The following is a 14,286-nucleotide window of genomic DNA, read 5'->3' as shown; positions in this document are numbered from 1 at the left end:
GCACGGAAAGTGGTGTGGGCGTCAGTCGAGATCGACGTCGAACGGGTTGTTGTTCTCGTCCTCGTCCTCGAGCGACGCCGCGTGGGCGGCGAGGTCGTAACCCGGAGGGGAATCCTTCAGGGCCAGACCGAGCTCACCGAGCTTCTCCTTGACCTCGTCGATGGACTTGGCACCGAAGTTGCGGATGTCCATGAGGTCCGCTTCGGAGCGGCCCACGAGTTCACCCACGCTGTGGATGCCCTCGCGCTTGAGGCAGTTGTACGAACGCACGGACAGCTCGAGGTCCTCGATGGGCAGCGCCATGTCCGCGGCAGCCGCCGCGTCCGTGGGCGAAGGCCCGATCTCGATGCCCTCGGCGGCCGAGTTCAGCTCGCGCGCCAGGCCGAACAGCTCGACCAGCGTGGTGCCCGCCGAAGCCACCGCGTCACGCGGGGAGATGGCTTCCTTGGTCTCGACGTCCAGGATGAGCTTGTCGAAGTCGGTGCGCTGCTCCACGCGGGTGGCCTCCACGCGGAAGGTCACCTTCAGGACGGGGGAGTAGATGGAATCCACGGGGATCCGACCGACTTCCGCGTCACCCGACTTGTTCTGTGACGCCGAGACGTAACCGCGCCCGCGCTCAATGGTCAGCTCGATCTCGAGCTGGCCCTTGGAATTCAGGGTCGCGATGTGCAGATCGGGGTTGTGGACCTCGACACCGGCCGGGGCGGAGATGTCCGCCGCGGTGACCTCGCCCGGGCCCTGCTTGCGCAGCCACGCGGTGACGGGCTCGTCCTCCTCGGAGGACAGGGAGAGCTTCTTGATGTTGAGGATGAGCTCGGTGACGTCCTCCTTGACACCCTCCACGGTGGAGAACTCGTGCAGCACGCCGTCGATGCGGATGCTGGTCACGGAGGCCCCGGGGATGGAGGACAGGAGCGTACGGCGCAGGGAGTTACCGAGGGTGTAACCGAAACCCGGTTCCAGCGGTTCGATCACGAACCGGGAACGGTTCTCGGCCACAGCCTCTTCCGTGAGGGTGGGGCGCTGTGCGATGAGCACTGATGTTTCCTTTCAGCGTGCCTCCGCCATATGACGCACGCAGGTGGTGGAAAACAAAATGGGTGGGTGCCGCGGTGAGCAGGCGTGAAACACCGCGTCGAAGCGTGGTCACCCGCACCCAGGGGGCACGGGCGACCACGCGGGACGTGTCAGACGCGGCGGCGCTTGGGGGGCCGGCAGCCGTTGTGCGCGGACGGGGTGACGTCCTGGATGGAGCCGACCTCCAACCCGGTGGCCTGCAGTGCGCGGATCGCGGTCTCGCGGCCCGAACCGGGGCCCTTGACGAACACGTCCACCTTGCGCATGCCGTGCTCCTGCGCGCCCTTGGCAGCGGCCTCGGCGGCCTGCTGCGCGGCGAACGGGGTGGACTTCCGCGAACCCTTGAAGCCCATGCCGCCGGCCGAGGCCCACGACAGGACCGCACCCGAGGGGTCGGTGATGGAAACGATGGTGTTGTTGAACGTGGACTTGATGTGGGCCTGACCCTGCGTCACGTTCTTGTTAACCTTGCGACGCGGCTTGCGAGCAGCCGTCGCGCGAGTCTTCTGAGCCATGAATTCTCCTACAAAGATCTTCGACGTAGATCAGCCACCGGCGGCGGTGGCGACCACGATTACTTCTTCTTGCCGGCGACCGTGCGCTTGGGACCCTTGCGGGTGCGAGCGTTGGTCTTCGTGCGCTGGCCGTGGACCGGGAGGCCACGGCGGTGACGCAGTCCCTGGTAGCTGCCGATCTCGACCTTGCGGCGGATGTCGGCGGCAACCTCGCGGCGCAGATCACCTTCGACCTTGTAGTTGCCTTCGATGTAGTCGCGCAGCTCCACGAGCTGGGCGTCGGTGAGATCCTTGACGCGCACGTCGCCCGAGATGCCGGTGGCATCCAGGGTTGCGAGAGCGCGCGTGCGTCCCACGCCGTAGATGTAGGTCAGCGCGATTTCCAGCCGCTTTTCGCGGGGGAGGTCGACGCCTGCGAGACGAGCCATATCGGCGGTTCTCCTTGTACTGTCCGGAGGTCTTGAACACTGCGTCCCGGATGTTTCGTCACATCCGGTCTCCGGCCTCCGTGCCGGGGGTTGCCGCACCCGTGGGTGCCGGCTGCAGTGCCCGTTCTGTCAATCCACTTGCGTGGGGGCGTCCCCGTCAGCCCTGGCGCTGCTTGTGCCGGGGGTTCTCGCAGATCACCATGACCCGCCCGTTACGGCGAATCACCTTGCACTTGTCGCAGATCTGCTTGACGCTCGGTTGGACCTTCATCGCATTCCTTCGCGTACTAGTAATGGCGTGTGCACCGGAGACACCGCGCCCGGGCCGGGGGTACCGGCCGTGCGCGGTGGTTCTGGGTCTTACTTGTAGCGGTAGACGATCCGGCCTCGGGAAAGGTCATAGGGGCTGAGCTCCACCACGACGCGGTCCTCAGGGAGGATCCGGATGTAGTGCTGGCGCATCTTGCCAGAGATGTGGGCGAGCACCTTGTGACCGTTGGTCAGCTCAACACGGAACGACGCATTGGGCAGTGCCTCGACCACAGTGCCTTCGATCTCGATGACTCCGTCTTTCTTGGCCATATCCTCCGCTAACTTCTCGAGGGGTCCGGTTGTCCTACCGGACGGCGGTGCCCGGACCGGTAGTCCCCCCAGACGAACAACCCCGCACTACGATTCGCAGTGGGGGTCATGGGATGGGTGGGCGCGGCTCGGTCTGCGAGCACAAACAACCAACGCACGACACTACGCTGTTTCGCCCGTCTTCGCAAACCGGAGGGCAGCGCCACGACGCCGCCGCGCTGCCCCGCCGTCAGCCCCCCCCCCGCACCGCGGTGGTGCTCTTCCGTGAGTGTGGTCCCGCTAGTCCGTGAGCCTGGTCCCGTCGGCCGACACCGGGCCGCCCGTTCGCTGGGCCCACCCTCACGACGCGGGTGAGCGCGCGCCGGCTCAGACGTCCGTGGCCAACTGGCCGCACGCGCCGTCGATGTCGGAGCCGCGAGTGTCCCGCACCGTGGTGGGGATGCCGTGGGCGCGCAGGCGCTCCACGAAGTTCTGCTCCACGCCACGGCGCGAAGCCGTCCACTTGGAGCCGGGGGTGGGGTTGAGCGGGATGGGGTTCACGTGTACCCACCCGGCACCACGCTTGTTGAGCTTCTCCCCCAGCAGGTCCGCCCGCCAGCCCTGGTCGTTGATGTCACGGATCAGCGCGTACTCGATCGACACGCGCCGGCCGGTGGCGTCGTAGTAGTCGCGCGCGGCGTCGAGCGCCTCGTCCACCTTCCAGCGGGTGTTGATGGGGATCAGTTCGTCGCGCAGTTCGTCGTCCGGGGCGTGCAGGGACAGCGCCAGCGTGATGGGCAGCTTCTCGAGGGTGAACTTGCGGATCCCGGGAACCAGACCCACGGTGGACATGGTGAGCCCGCGCGCGGAGATCCCGAGTCCTTCCGGGGAGGGGTCGATGATCCGATGTACGGCGCCCATGGTGGCCTTGTAGTTGGCCAGGGCCTCCCCCATGCCCATGAACACGATGTTGGACACCCGCTGGGGCACGTCCTCCGGGTCCCCCACCACGCCGTCGCGCAGCGCCCGCACACCCTGGACCACTTGATCGGCGATCTCGGCGGCGGAGAGGTTGCGTGTGAGGCCGGACTGGCCGGTCGCACAGAACGGGCAGTTCATCCCGCACCCCGCCTGGGACGAAATGCACATGGTCACGCGCTTGTCGTAGCGCATGAGTACCGACTCGACCATAGCGCCGTCGAACAACCGGTGGACGGACTTGACGGTCATCCCCTGGTCCGCGCGCAATTGCCGCACGGTGGTCAACAGCGGCGGCAGGGCCTTGGCCGCGAGCTCGTCCCGCTGGGCGGCGGGCAGATCCGTCATGGCCACGGGGTCCGCCTCGAAGCGCTCGAAGTAGTGCTTGGACAGCTGCGACGCCCGGAACGCGGGGTAGCCCGCGTCCTGCAGGAACTGCTTGCGGCCGGCCATGTCGAAGTCCGCGAGGTGCAGCGGGGGCTTGCCGCGCCGCGCGGGCTTGAACACGAGCTGGCCGGTCTTGGGTTTCGGGGTGATCTCAACGGGTTGTGCCGTCATGGGAATCCTCTCCCTGTTCTCGGGGTGGTTCTGTGGTGTCAGGGGTCGGGTGGACGTTGCGGGACGAGCTGTGACGATCGGACCTGCGGCGGCAGGCCGTCAGGCGGCGGGGATCGGGACCGGGCGGACCCCCAAGGGTTCGAGTTCGGAGCGGCCACCGTCCTCCGCGGTGAGCACCCACACGCCCTGGCTGTGGCGGCACACGGTGTGCTCCCACTGGCTCGCGCGCGAGCCGTCGGTGGTCACGACCGTCCATTCGTCCTCGAGCACGCGGGTCTCGATCCCGCCGCGCACGAGCATCGGTTCGATGGCCAGCGCCATGCCCGTGACGAGTTTGGGCCCGCGATTGCTGACCGCGTAGTTGGGGACGTCCGGGGCCATGTGCATCTCGGTGCCGATGCCGTGGCCCACGTAGTCCTCGAGGATCCCGAGACGCCCGCCCACGGTGTCCCGCACGTGGTCCTCGACCGCGCGGCCGATGTCCCCCACGTGGGTACCGGTGGCCATCGCGGCGATGCCGCGCCACATGGCCGCACGCGTGACGTCCGACAGTTCCTGGTCGGCGGGGTCGTGGGTCGTCCCCACGAGCACGGTGCGCGCGGAGTCCCCGTGCCAACCGGCCACGATCGCACCGCCGTCGATCGATACGATGTCACCGTCCGCCAAGACGCGCTGCCCGGGGATTCCGTGCACGACCTCGTCGTTGACGGAGGTGCACACCGTGGCCGGGTAGCCGTAGTAGCCCAGGAAGTTGGACTGCGCGTCGTACTCGTCCAGGACCTCGCGGAATGCACGGTCGAGGTCCGCGGTGGTGGCCCCGGGGACGGCGGCCGCGACCGCGGCGTCGAGCGCGAGTGACGTGACCACGCCCGCCCGGGACATGGCCGCCAACTCGGCGTCCGACTTCAATTGGATCTTGCGGCGTCCGAACACTGTGCTCGGGACCTCCCTGATGGTTGATGTTCGTCTGACGGGCGAGCCCCCGGACCGACGCGTCGCGCCGGTCTGGGGGCTCGTGATCGTTCTGGTGTTCGACGGCGCGCCCCCGGCCGCGGCCGAGCGGCGCCGTTCGTGCGGATTGCGGCTCAGGCGGGCAATGCCGCCAGGATGCGCTCGGTGACCTCGTCGATGCCGCCGAGTCCGTCCACGCGCGTGACGATGCCCCGGTCCTCGTACAGCTCCACGACCGGTGCGGTCTGCTCGTCGTAGACGTCCAGACGGTGCCGGATGACGTCCTCGGTGTCGTCCGTGCGGCCCTGGTCCTGGGCGCGGCCCAACAACCGGGAGACGAGTTCCTCGTTGTCCGCTGTAAGCAGCAGCACCACGTCCAGGGAGACCCCGTTGGCCTCGAGGATCCGGTCCAGTTCACGGACCTGGGCCACGGTGCGCGGGTACCCGTCCAGCAGGAAGCCGTCGCGGACGTCGTCGTGCGACAACCGGTCACGCACCATGTTGTTGGTTACGGAATCCGGGACCAGGTTCCCGGCGTCCGTGTAGCGCTGGGCTTCCTTGCCGAGTTCGGTCTGTTCCTTGATGTTGGCGCGAAAGATGTCACCGGTCGAGATCGCGGGAACGCCTAGTCGCTCGCAGATCCGCGCGGCCTGGGTGCCCTTGCCCGCGCCCGGCGGTCCAATGATCAACATGCGGGTCATGTTCTCTCCTTGCGTCAACGTCAGGTTCTCCCCCACTCTACCGGGCGGTGGACCCGCCTGCCGTGGCCGTGCACGGGCTCAGGTGCGCAGGAGACCCTCGTAGTGGCGCTGTTGCAACTGGGCGTCGATCTGCTTGACGGTGTCCAGACCCACGCCCACCATGATCAGCAGCGACGGGCCGCCGAAGGGGAAGTTCTGGTTCGCGTCGAAGAGCACGAGCGCCACGAGCGGGATCATGGACACGATGCCCAGGTACAGCGCACCGGGCAGCGTAATCCGGGAGAGCACGTAGCGCAGGTAGTTCTCGGTGGGACGGCCCGCGCGGATCCCCGGGATGAAGCCGCCATAGCGCTTCATGTTGTCGGAGACCTCTTCGGGGTTGAACGTGATGGACACGTAGAAGTACGTGAAGGCCACGATCAGCAGGAAGTAGACCGTCATGTAGATCGGGTGGTCACCGCGGGCCAGGTATGTGTTGACCCAGTTGACCCACCCCGGAACGGGGCTGCCGTCGTCGGGCATCGCGAACTGCGCGATCATCGTGGGCAGCATGAGCATGGAGGACGCGAAGATGATGGGGATCACGCCGGCCATGTTGACCTTGAGCGGGATGTAGGTGCTGGTCCCGCCGATCGTGCGGCGGCCTACCATGCGCTTGGCGTACTGCACCGGGATCCGGCGCTGCGACTGCTCCACGAACACCACGCATGTGATGACCACCAGTCCCACGGCACACACGCCCAGGAACAGGCCCCAACCGCGGGTGCGCAGGATGTCACCGAGCGCGGACGGGAACGTGGCCGCAATGGAGGTGAAGATCAGCAGGGACATGCCGTTACCCACGCCGCGGTCCGTGATGCGCTCACCGAGCCACATGATCACGGTGGTGCCCGCGGTCATCGTGAGGATCATGATCACGAGCACCAAGAGGGAGTCGTCCGGAATGACGGGCAGGGGGCAGTTGCCGAGCAGGTTGCCCGAACGCGCCAGGGAGATCACGGTGGTCGCGTTCAACGCGGCCAGCCCGATCGTGAGGTAGCGGGTGTACTGCGTGAGCTTGGTCTGCCCCTGCGCACCCTCCTCGTGCAGTTCCTGGAACCGCGGGATCACCACGCGCAGCAACTGCACGATGATGCTCGCGGTGATGTAGGGCATCACGCCCAGCGCGAAGATGGACAGCTGCAACAGGGCCCCACCGCTGAACAGGTTGACCAGGTCGTACGCGCCACCCGTGGTGTTGCCCAGGGCGAGACACTGCTGCACGTTGCCGTAGTCCACACCCGGTGCGGGGATGAACGTCCCCAACCGGTAGATCACAATGATCCCCAGTGTGAACAGCAGCTTGTTGCGCAGCTCCGGCGTGGTAAACGCCCGTGCGAAAGCACTGAGCACAGGTCCTCCTCCAAAAACGTGGTGGCCCGGTGGGTTCCGACCCCGGGCAAGTCTAGCGAAGGATCCGCCGCGACCCCGGCGGTCGGTCTTGCGACATCCTGGTAAAGCGATTCGGGCGACGCGGTCCGGGCGTCGTCGTGGGGGTAACGCAACGGGCCCCGCGCCGGCAATCCGGCGCGGGGCCCGTTCCAGTTCAGGGATTCACCCTACAACCGAACACTGGGATCGGTTCATGCGTTCTGCGTGGACCCACCAGCCGCGGCGATCTTCTCCGACGCGGACGCGGAGAACTTGTCCGCGGTGATGTTCAGTGCCACGGAGATCTCCCCGCTACCGAGCACCTTCACGGGCTGGTTCTTGCGCACCGCACCCTTGGCGACCAGGTCCGCGACGGTGACCGTGCCACCCTCGGGGAACAGCTCGCCCAGGCGGTCCAAGTTCACGACCTGGTACTCCACGCGGAACGGGTTCTTGAACCCGCGCAGCTTGGGCAGGCGCATGTGCAGCGGCAGCTGACCGCCCGCGAAACCGGCCTTGACCTGGTAACGCGCCTTGGTGCCCTTGGTACCACGGCCCGCGGTCTTACCCTTCGAGGCCTCGCCACGGCCAAGACGCGTCTTGGCCTGGTGCGAGCCGGGGGCGGGACGCAGGTGGTGGACCTTCAGAGCGTGGCGCTTGCTCTCGGTGTTTTCAGCCATGCTCAGGCCTCCTCAACCTCTACGAGATGCGACACCGTGTTGATCATGCCCACGGTGGCGGCATCGGCCTTGCGCTCCACGACCTGGCCCGGACGCTTGAGACCGAGCGAACGCAGCGTGTCGCGCATGTTCTGCTTCTGACCGACCACGGAGCGGACCTGCTTCACGCGCAGGGACGCGCCGGTGGCCTGAATGCGCTTTCCGTTCATCAGGCACCTGCCTTCTGGATGTCACGCAGCAACGGCGCGGGAACGACCTCGTCCATGGGCAGGCCACGGCGGGCCGCCACGGAGGCGGGCTCCTCGAGCTCACGCAGCGCCTGGATGGTCGCGTGCACGATGTTGATCTGGTTGGACGAGCCCAGGGACTTGGACAGCACGTCGTGGATACCGGCGCACTCGAGCACCGCACGCACCGGACCACCGGCGATCACACCGGTACCCGGGGTCGCCGGGCGCAGCATGACGACGCCAGCCGCGGCCTCACCCTGCACACGGTGCGGGATGGTGCGGTTCTCCACGCGGGGGACCCGGAAGAAGTTCTTCTTGGCCTCCTCCACGCCCTTGGAGATCGCGGCGGGAACTTCCTTGGCCTTGCCGTAGCCCACGCCGACCATGCCGTTGCCGTCACCGACGACCACGAGAGCGGTGAAGCTGAAGCGACGACCACCCTTGACGACCTTGGACACACGGTTGATGGTCACGACGCGCTCGAGGAACTTGTCCTTGTCGTCGTCGCGCCCGCCGCGGCCCCCACGACCACCACGGTCGTTGCGGCCACCGCGCTCGTTGCGACCGCCACGGTCGTTACGACCGCCGCGGCCACCGCGGTTCTCGTCGGTCCCCTGGCGCTCCGAGGTGTTCGCCTCGGTCGTCGTGTTGGAACCGTTGGTGGCTTCGCTCACCTGAGTTTCCTTCTCGTTCTTCTGCTCGCTCACAGCGCCAGACCTCCTTCACGGGCACCCTCGGCCACCGCGGCCACGCGGCCGTGGTACTTGTTGCCGCCGCGGTCGAACACGACGGTCTCGATCCCCGCAGCCTTGGCACGCTCGGCGATCAGCTCACCGATGCGCTTGGCCTTGGCGGTCTTGTCGTCGGACGACGCACGCAGATCGCTTTCCATGGTGGACGCCGAGACCAGGGTGAAACCCTTGTCGTCGTCGATCACCTGGGCGACCATGTGGCGGGTGGAACGCGTGACCACCAGACGGGGGCGCAGCGCGGTTCCGGCGATGTGCTTGCGCACGCGGCGGTGACGCCGTGCCCGCTGAGCAGCCTTCGACTTTCCCTTGATTACGAGAGCCATGATTACTTACCAGCCTTTCCGGCCTTGCGGCGGATCTGCTCGCCGGCGTAGCGCACGCCCTTGCCCTTGTAGGGATCGGGCAGACGCAGGGAGCGGATCTTCGCCGCGACCTGGCCAACCTGCTGCTTGTCGATACCGGAAACGGTGACCTTGTTGGCGCCCTCGACGGAGAGCGTGATGCCGTCCGGAGCGTTGAAGGGCACCGGGTGGCTGTAACCCAGAGCGAACTCCAGGTTGGCACCCCTGGCCTGGACACGGTAACCCGTGCCCACGATCTCCAGCTGCTTGGCGTAGCCCTGCGAGACACCCTGGATCATGTTGGAGATCAGGGTGCGCGTGAGGCCGTGCAAGGAACGGGATTCGCGCTCGTCGTTGGGGCGGGACACCTGCACGGTGCCGTCCTCGACGACCACGGTGATGGGCGCGGGCACGGTGTGGGTCAGTTCGCCCTTGGGGCCCTTGACCTGCACCACGGAACCGTCCACGGAGACCTCCACACCGGCGGGCACAGAGATCGGGAGACGTCCAATACGTGACATGTCTTCTTCCTTTCTTCTTCTGTGCTACCGGTTACCAGACGTACGCGAGGACTTCCCCGCCCACGCCCTTCTTGCCGGCCTGCTTGTCGGTCAGCAGTCCGGAGGACGTGGAGAGGATCGCGATGCCGAGGCCGCCGAACACGCGGGGCAGCTCGGTGGACTTCGCGTACACGCGCAGGCCCGGCTTGGAGATGCGGCGGACACCCGCGATCGAGCGCTCACGGTTGGAACCGAACTTCAGCGACAGGGTCAGGGTCTTGCCCACCCGAGCGGGTTCTTCGGACCAGTCGGCGATGTAGCCCTCGGCCTTGAGGATGTCCGCGATCCGAGCCTTGAGCTTGGAGTACGGCATGCTCACGGTGTCGTGGTAGGCCGAGTTCGCGTTGCGCAGCCGCGTCAGCATGTCTGCGACGGGATCTGTCATTGTCATGTGGGCTTCAGCCCTTCCTCGTCAGGGTTTCCCTGCCGGTTGCAGCCCGCAGGGACCTTCTGACGTCGATGGAATCAGTTGGTCTTGAACGGGAAACCGAGCGCCTTGAGCAGCGCGCGACCCTCGTCGTCGGTCGTGGCGGAGGTGACCACGGTGATGTCCATACCGCGCACGCGATCGATCTTGTCCTGATCGATCTCGTGGAACATGGACTGTTCCGTCAGACCGAAGGTGTAGTTGCCGTTGCCGTCGAAGTGGCGGTCGGACAGACCACGGAAGTCACGGATACGCGGCAGCGCGAGCGTGACGAGACGGTCCAGGAATTCCCACATCCGCTCGCCACGCATGGTGACGTGCGCGCCGATGGGCATTCCCTCACGCAGCTTGAACTGCGCGATGGACTTCTTGGCCCGGTTGACCACGGGCTTCTGACCGGTGATGGCGGTGAGGTCCTTGATGGCGTTGTCCACCAGTTTGGAGTCCTTGGCCGCCTCGCCCAGACCCATGTTGACCACGACCTTGACCACGCGCGGCATCTGCATGACGTTCGCGTAGCCGAACTGCTCCTGCAGGGCCGGGACGACGGTCTCCTGGTACTTGGTCTTGAACCGGGGGGTGAACTTGGTTTCGGTGGTTTCGCTCATCACAGATCCTTGCCGGTGCTCTTGGACACGCGAACGCGGACGGTCTTCTGCTTGCCGTTGCGCTCCACGGTCTCGGTGCGGTAGCCCACACGGGTCGGCTTGCCGGTCTCCGGGTCCACGAGCATCACGTTGGAGATGTGGATCGGAGCCTCGGACTTGACGAGGCCGCCGGCTTCGCCCTGGGCGTTGGCGCGCTTGTGCTTGGTCGCGACGTTGACGCCCTCGACCACCACGCGGGAGGTCTCGGTGATCACGCGCAGGACCTTGCCCTGCTCGCCCTTGTTCTTACCGGTGATGACCTGAACCAGGTCGCCGGTCTTGATCTTGAATTTCGCCATGTCAGAGCACCTCCGGGGCCAGCGAGACGATCTTCATGAACTTCTTGTCGCGCAGCTCGCGGCCCACGGGGCCGAAGATGCGCGTGCCGCGGGGGTCCCCGTCGTTCTTCAAGATCACTGCGGCGTTCTCGTCGAAACGGATGTAGGAACCGTCGGGACGGCGCCTCTGCTTCTTGGTACGGACCACAACCGCCTTGACGACGTCACCCTTCTTGACGTTGCCGCCGGGGATGGCGTCCTTGACGGTGGCGACGATGATGTCGCCAATGCCTGCGTAACGGCGTCCGGATCCACCGAGCACACGGATGGTGAGAATTTCCTTCGCACCCGTGTTGTCGGCGACCCTCAGCCGCGATTCCTGCTGAATCACTGATTTACTCCTGTCGTCGCGCTGGTTCTCATCCGATGGTGCTGAATGCCGAGCCTTGCGGAACGGTGGTCGTGTGAACGCTCCACGCCACGGTGTTCCCCGTGACCGTAGGAGGGGTCCGGGGCGTGCGCGGAGTTCGTACGCGATGATCGCTCACACATGGATGGCGAACGGGTTCGCCGTGCTGCCCTGCTCGGATTCGTGGCTGAATGCAGAATCAACGAGCAAGTTGTCGCAGCAACCGCGGCGTGCAATGCGCGGAGCCGCCCACGGACGCACCGTGGGGCTTGCCGCCGTCCCGGTACGGTGCGCACAGCGCACGTGGGGCGGACGTGGATTCTGACTCAGCAGGGTCGAAGTCAGAGTGGGCACACGTGTGTCGACACGCGTACCGGCCTACTCTACCGCGCCCCGGCGGGGAACGCCAATCGATGGACAGGCCGGCGGCCGGGGCGCGGGTGGACGCGGGAACGGCGCCGGGCAGCGCCGTCGTGCACGCGCAAGGGCCCCCGACCGCAACCGGTCGGGGGCCCTTGACGCTGTCGAGGAGGACTTACTTGGCCTTCTCGATGATCTCCACGATCCGCCAGTTCTTGGTGGCGGACAGCGGACGGGTCTCGGCGATGCGCACGAGGTCCCCGACGCCGCAGGTGTTCTGCTCGTCGTGGGCCTTCACACGCTTGGACTTGCGCAGCACCTTGCCGTACAGGGCGTGCTTGACGCGGTCCTCGACCTGGACGACCACGGTCTTGTCCATCTTGTCAGAGACCACGTAGCCCTGGCGGGTCTTGCGGTCACCGCGCTCGGCCGCGGCCGATTCGTTGTTAACCTGCTCGCTCACTTGGCATCATCCTCAGACTTGGCAGCCTTCTTCGAGGCCTTCTTCTCGGTCTTCTCAGCAGCCGGCGCCACGTCCTCGCGGATCCCGAGCTCGCGCTCACGCAGCACGGTGTAGATCCGGGCGATGTCGCGCTTGACGGACTTGAGACGCCCGTTGCTCTCGAGCTGACCGGTCGCGGCCTGGAAGCGCAGGTTGAACAGCTCTTCCTTGGACGTGCGCAGCTGGTCGGTGAGGGCACCGGTGTCGAGAGCCGCGAGGTTCTCCATGTTCAGATCCTTGGATCCAATAGCCATTGATCATTCACCGCCTTCGCGACGCACGATGCGTGCCTTCATCGGGAGCTTGTGGATTGCCAGGCGCAGGGCCTCACGGGCCACTTCCTCGCTCACGCCCGAGATCTCGAACATGACGCGTCCGGGCTTGACGTTGGCGATCCACCACTCGGGGGAACCCTTACCGGAACCCATGCGGGTCTCGGCGGGCTTCTTGGTCAGGGGACGGTCCGGGTAGATGTTGATCCAGACCTTGCCGCCACGCTTGATGTGACGGGTCATGGCGATACGCGCGGCCTCGATCTGACGGTTCGTGACGTACGCCGGGCTCATCGCCTGGATGCCCCACTCGCCGAACGTGACCTGGGTTCCGCCCTTGGCCTGACCCCGACGACGCGGGTGGTGCTGCTTACGGAACTTCACACGACGTGGGATGAGCATTACTTACCACCCTCTGCGTTGGTCGCCTCCGCAGCGGTGTTCTGCTGCGGGGCTGCGGCGGAGTCGCGCTCACGGCGCCCGCCACGGTCGTTACGGTCATTCGGGCGACGACGACGCTCGCCCCCGCCGCCACCGCGACGGTCGTTGCGACCCCGCGAGGAGGGAGCAGCGGCCTGCTGGGCAGCGAGTTCCTTGTCGGTGAGGTCGCCCTTGTAGATCCAGACCTTCACGCCGATGCGGCCGAAGGTGGTCTTGGCCTCGAAGAAGCCGTAGTCGATGTTCGCGCGCAGGGTGTGCAGGGGCACACGGCCTTCGCGGTAGAACTCCGAACGGGACATCTCCGCCCCGCCGAGGCGGCCGGCGCACTGGATCCGGATGCCCTTGGCACCGGCGCGCTGCGCGGACTGGATGGCCTTCTTCATGGCGCGACGGAACGCGACACGGGAGGCCAGCTGCTCGGCGACACCCTGAGCGACGAGCTGGGCATCGGTCTCCGGGTTCTTGACCTCGAGGATGTTGAGCTGGATCTGCTTGCCGGTGAGCTTCTCGAGCTCACCGCGGATCCGGTCCGCCTCGGCGCCGCGGCGGCCGATCACGATGCCCGGGCGCGCCGTGTGGATGTCCACGCGGACGCGGTCACGGGTGCGCTCGATCTCGACCTTGGCGATGCCGGCGCGCTCCATGCCCGTGGACATGAGCTCGCGGATCTTCACGTCCTCGCGGATGTAGTCCTTGTAGCGCTGACCCGGCTGGTTCGAGTCCGCGTACCAGTGCGAGACGTGGTCGGTGGTGATACCCAGACGGAATCCGTTGGGGTTGATTTTCTGTCCCACTTAGCGGACCTCCTCCTTCTCCGGGGTCGCCACGACCACGGTCACGTGGCTCGTGCGCTTGTTGATGCGGAACGCACGGCCCTGGGCACGCGGCTGGAACCGCTTCATGGTGGGTCCCTCGTCCACGAAGGCCGCGGAGACCACGAGGTCTTCCTGCTTGAACGCGAGACCCTCGCGGTCGGCCTTCTGCCGGGCGTTGGCCACGGCGGATTCGAGAACCTTGAACACCGGCTCTGAAGCTGCCTGCGGGGCAAACTTCAGAATCGCCAACGCCTCATTCGCCTGCTGGCCACGAATCAGGTTGACGACGCGCCGGGCCTTCATAGGCGTCACGCGGATGTAGCGCGCAGATGCCTTGGCTTCCATTGCTTTCCTTCTCTCGTCTTGTCGAAGAAGTGCAACGTGCTTACC

Annotated in this window: 23 protein-coding genes; all 23 read right to left on the bottom strand. The window is 66.3% G+C overall.

All coding sequences use genetic code 11. From position 1 onward, the window contains the following. Positions 1-21 precede the first annotated feature (21 nt). The 23 genes from HBK84_RS03500 to rplV all read right to left on the bottom strand — a co-directional run bounded on the left by HBK84_RS03500 (position 22) and on the right by rplV (position 14,241). Positions 22-1,041, bottom strand: a complete 1,020-nt coding sequence (locus HBK84_RS03500; protein ID WP_064847278.1) for a DNA-directed RNA polymerase subunit alpha — start codon at positions 1,039-1,041, stop codon at positions 22-24. 149 nt (positions 1,042-1,190) lie between these two features. After that, positions 1,191-1,595: a 30S ribosomal protein S11 gene (gene rpsK / locus HBK84_RS03495; RefSeq protein ID WP_012397714.1), complete on the bottom strand. Its 405-nt coding sequence runs from the start codon at positions 1,593-1,595 to the stop codon at positions 1,191-1,193. 59 nt (positions 1,596-1,654) lie between these two features. After that, a complete protein-coding gene (gene rpsM / locus HBK84_RS03490) occupies positions 1,655-2,023 on the bottom strand; it encodes a 30S ribosomal protein S13 (protein WP_035959599.1) in 369 nt (122 codons plus the stop codon). 157 nt (positions 2,024-2,180) lie between these two features. Beyond that, positions 2,181-2,294, bottom strand: coding sequence for a 50S ribosomal protein L36 (rpmJ, locus tag HBK84_RS03485; protein ID WP_012397712.1), 114 nt, complete (start codon positions 2,292-2,294; stop codon positions 2,181-2,183). An 89-nt stretch (positions 2,295-2,383) separates the two neighbouring features. Then, positions 2,384-2,605: a translation initiation factor IF-1 gene (gene infA, locus HBK84_RS03480; RefSeq protein ID WP_012397711.1), complete on the bottom strand. Its 222-nt coding sequence runs from the start codon at positions 2,603-2,605 to the stop codon at positions 2,384-2,386. Between the two features lie 366 nt (positions 2,606-2,971). Then, on the bottom strand, positions 2,972-4,120 hold the full coding sequence (rlmN, locus tag HBK84_RS03475) for a 23S rRNA (adenine(2503)-C(2))-methyltransferase RlmN (RefSeq protein ID WP_167318193.1): 1,149 nt from the start codon (positions 4,118-4,120) through the stop codon (positions 2,972-2,974). A gap of 99 nt (positions 4,121-4,219) precedes the next feature. Further along, the gene (map, locus tag HBK84_RS03470) at positions 4,220-5,053 is read right to left on the bottom strand and encodes a type I methionyl aminopeptidase (RefSeq protein WP_082943453.1); all 834 of its coding nucleotides are present in this window, start codon (positions 5,051-5,053) and stop codon (positions 4,220-4,222) included. Between the two features lie 152 nt (positions 5,054-5,205). Next, the gene (locus tag HBK84_RS03465; RefSeq protein WP_064847280.1) at positions 5,206-5,772 is read right to left on the bottom strand and encodes an adenylate kinase; all 567 of its coding nucleotides are present in this window, start codon (positions 5,770-5,772) and stop codon (positions 5,206-5,208) included. A gap of 78 nt (positions 5,773-5,850) precedes the next feature. Continuing rightward, a complete protein-coding gene (gene secY, locus HBK84_RS03460; protein WP_064847281.1) occupies positions 5,851-7,164 on the bottom strand; it encodes a preprotein translocase subunit SecY in 1,314 nt (437 codons plus the stop codon). A 230-nt stretch (positions 7,165-7,394) separates the two neighbouring features. Continuing rightward, positions 7,395-7,862 carry a 50S ribosomal protein L15 gene (gene rplO / locus HBK84_RS03455; protein WP_064845207.1) on the bottom strand — a complete coding sequence of 156 codons (468 nt, stop codon included), beginning with the start codon at positions 7,860-7,862 and terminating at the stop codon, positions 7,395-7,397. A gap of 2 nt (positions 7,863-7,864) precedes the next feature. Next, positions 7,865-8,071: a 50S ribosomal protein L30 gene (gene rpmD / locus HBK84_RS03450; RefSeq protein WP_035959642.1), complete on the bottom strand. Its 207-nt coding sequence runs from the start codon at positions 8,069-8,071 to the stop codon at positions 7,865-7,867. Further along, positions 8,071-8,799 (bottom strand): 30S ribosomal protein S5, encoded by a 729-nt coding sequence (gene rpsE, locus HBK84_RS03445; RefSeq protein ID WP_064845208.1) that lies wholly within the window; start codon positions 8,797-8,799, stop codon positions 8,071-8,073. The genes rpmD and rpsE overlap by 1 nt, the downstream gene beginning before the upstream one ends. Further along, positions 8,796-9,167, bottom strand: a complete 372-nt coding sequence (gene rplR, locus HBK84_RS03440) for a 50S ribosomal protein L18 (protein ID WP_035959658.1) — start codon at positions 9,165-9,167, stop codon at positions 8,796-8,798. Before rplR ends, rpsE begins: the two co-directional genes overlap by 4 nt. Before the next feature lie 2 nt (positions 9,168-9,169). Then, complete coding sequence (gene rplF, locus HBK84_RS03435) at positions 9,170-9,706, bottom strand: 50S ribosomal protein L6 (RefSeq protein WP_064845209.1); 537 nt, start codon at positions 9,704-9,706, stop codon at positions 9,170-9,172. A 31-nt stretch (positions 9,707-9,737) separates the two neighbouring features. Next, entirely contained in the window at positions 9,738-10,136 is a 399-nt protein-coding gene (gene rpsH, locus HBK84_RS03430; protein ID WP_035959672.1) for a 30S ribosomal protein S8, read from the bottom strand. 74 nt (positions 10,137-10,210) lie between these two features. Then, a complete protein-coding gene (gene rplE, locus HBK84_RS03425) occupies positions 10,211-10,780 on the bottom strand; it encodes a 50S ribosomal protein L5 (RefSeq protein ID WP_085106411.1) in 570 nt (189 codons plus the stop codon). Further along, the gene (gene rplX / locus HBK84_RS03420) at positions 10,780-11,118 is read right to left on the bottom strand and encodes a 50S ribosomal protein L24 (protein ID WP_167318192.1); all 339 of its coding nucleotides are present in this window, start codon (positions 11,116-11,118) and stop codon (positions 10,780-10,782) included. The genes rplE and rplX overlap by 1 nt, the downstream gene beginning before the upstream one ends. 1 nt (position 11,119) lies before the next feature. Then, on the bottom strand, positions 11,120-11,488 hold the full coding sequence (rplN, locus tag HBK84_RS03415) for a 50S ribosomal protein L14 (protein ID WP_035959693.1): 369 nt from the start codon (positions 11,486-11,488) through the stop codon (positions 11,120-11,122). 553 nt (positions 11,489-12,041) lie between these two features. Continuing rightward, positions 12,042-12,329, bottom strand: a complete 288-nt coding sequence (gene rpsQ / locus HBK84_RS03410; RefSeq protein WP_035959699.1) for a 30S ribosomal protein S17 — start codon at positions 12,327-12,329, stop codon at positions 12,042-12,044. After that, a complete protein-coding gene (gene rpmC, locus HBK84_RS03405) occupies positions 12,326-12,622 on the bottom strand; it encodes a 50S ribosomal protein L29 (protein ID WP_085106410.1) in 297 nt (98 codons plus the stop codon). Before rpmC ends, rpsQ begins: the two co-directional genes overlap by 4 nt. Positions 12,623-12,625: 3 nt before the next feature. Next, positions 12,626-13,042, bottom strand: a complete 417-nt coding sequence (gene rplP, locus HBK84_RS03400; RefSeq protein WP_085106409.1) for a 50S ribosomal protein L16 — start codon at positions 13,040-13,042, stop codon at positions 12,626-12,628. Then, complete coding sequence (gene rpsC, locus HBK84_RS03395; RefSeq protein WP_085106408.1) at positions 13,042-13,875, bottom strand: 30S ribosomal protein S3; 834 nt, start codon at positions 13,873-13,875, stop codon at positions 13,042-13,044. The genes rplP and rpsC overlap by 1 nt, the downstream gene beginning before the upstream one ends. Continuing rightward, on the bottom strand, positions 13,876-14,241 hold the full coding sequence (rplV, locus tag HBK84_RS03390) for a 50S ribosomal protein L22 (RefSeq protein WP_167318191.1): 366 nt from the start codon (positions 14,239-14,241) through the stop codon (positions 13,876-13,878). Between the last annotated feature and the right edge of the window lie 45 nt (positions 14,242-14,286).

The sequence above is a fragment of the Kocuria sp. KD4 genome, from assembly GCF_011769905.1.
Taxonomy (GTDB): Bacteria; Actinomycetota; Actinomycetes; order Actinomycetales; family Micrococcaceae; genus Kocuria; species Kocuria marina.
The sequence above is the reverse complement of the archived record's forward strand: the minus strand, read 5'-3'. Positions and strand labels throughout refer to the sequence as shown.

Coding starts and splice junctions, on each gene's coding strand:
- rplE (WP_085106411.1), bottom strand. CDS start 10,780: ATGAGCGAAACCACCGAAACCAAGTTCACCCCCCGGTTCAAGACCAAG.
- rpsH (WP_035959672.1), bottom strand. CDS start 10,136: ATGACAATGACAGATCCCGTCGCAGACATGCTGACGCGGCTGCGCAAC.
- HBK84_RS03465 (WP_064847280.1), bottom strand. CDS start 5,772: ATGACCCGCATGTTGATCATTGGACCGCCGGGCGCGGGCAAGGGCACC.
- rpsM (WP_035959599.1), bottom strand. CDS start 2,023: ATGGCTCGTCTCGCAGGCGTCGACCTCCCCCGCGAAAAGCGGCTGGAA.
- rplO (WP_064845207.1), bottom strand. CDS start 7,862: ATGGCTGAAAACACCGAGAGCAAGCGCCACGCTCTGAAGGTCCACCAC.
- rpmD (WP_035959642.1), bottom strand. CDS start 8,071: ATGAACGGAAAGCGCATTCAGGCCACCGGCGCGTCCCTGCGCGTGAAG.
- rlmN (WP_167318193.1), bottom strand. CDS start 4,120: ATGACGGCACAACCCGTTGAGATCACCCCGAAACCCAAGACCGGCCAG.
- rpmJ (WP_012397712.1), bottom strand. CDS start 2,294: ATGAAGGTCCAACCGAGCGTCAAGCAGATCTGCGACAAGTGCAAGGTG.
- infA (WP_012397711.1), bottom strand. CDS start 2,605: ATGGCCAAGAAAGACGGAGTCATCGAGATCGAAGGCACTGTGGTCGAG.
- rpsK (WP_012397714.1), bottom strand. CDS start 1,595: ATGGCTCAGAAGACTCGCGCGACGGCTGCTCGCAAGCCGCGTCGCAAG.
- rplX (WP_167318192.1), bottom strand. CDS start 11,118: ATGGCGAAATTCAAGATCAAGACCGGCGACCTGGTTCAGGTCATCACC.
- rplV (WP_167318191.1), bottom strand. CDS start 14,241: ATGGAAGCCAAGGCATCTGCGCGCTACATCCGCGTGACGCCTATGAAG.
- rplP (WP_085106409.1), bottom strand. CDS start 13,042: ATGCTCATCCCACGTCGTGTGAAGTTCCGTAAGCAGCACCACCCGCGT.
- rplR (WP_035959658.1), bottom strand. CDS start 9,167: ATGGCTCTCGTAATCAAGGGAAAGTCGAAGGCTGCTCAGCGGGCACGG.
- rpmC (WP_085106410.1), bottom strand. CDS start 12,622: ATGGCTATTGGATCCAAGGATCTGAACATGGAGAACCTCGCGGCTCTC.
- rplF (WP_064845209.1), bottom strand. CDS start 9,706: ATGTCACGTATTGGACGTCTCCCGATCTCTGTGCCCGCCGGTGTGGAG.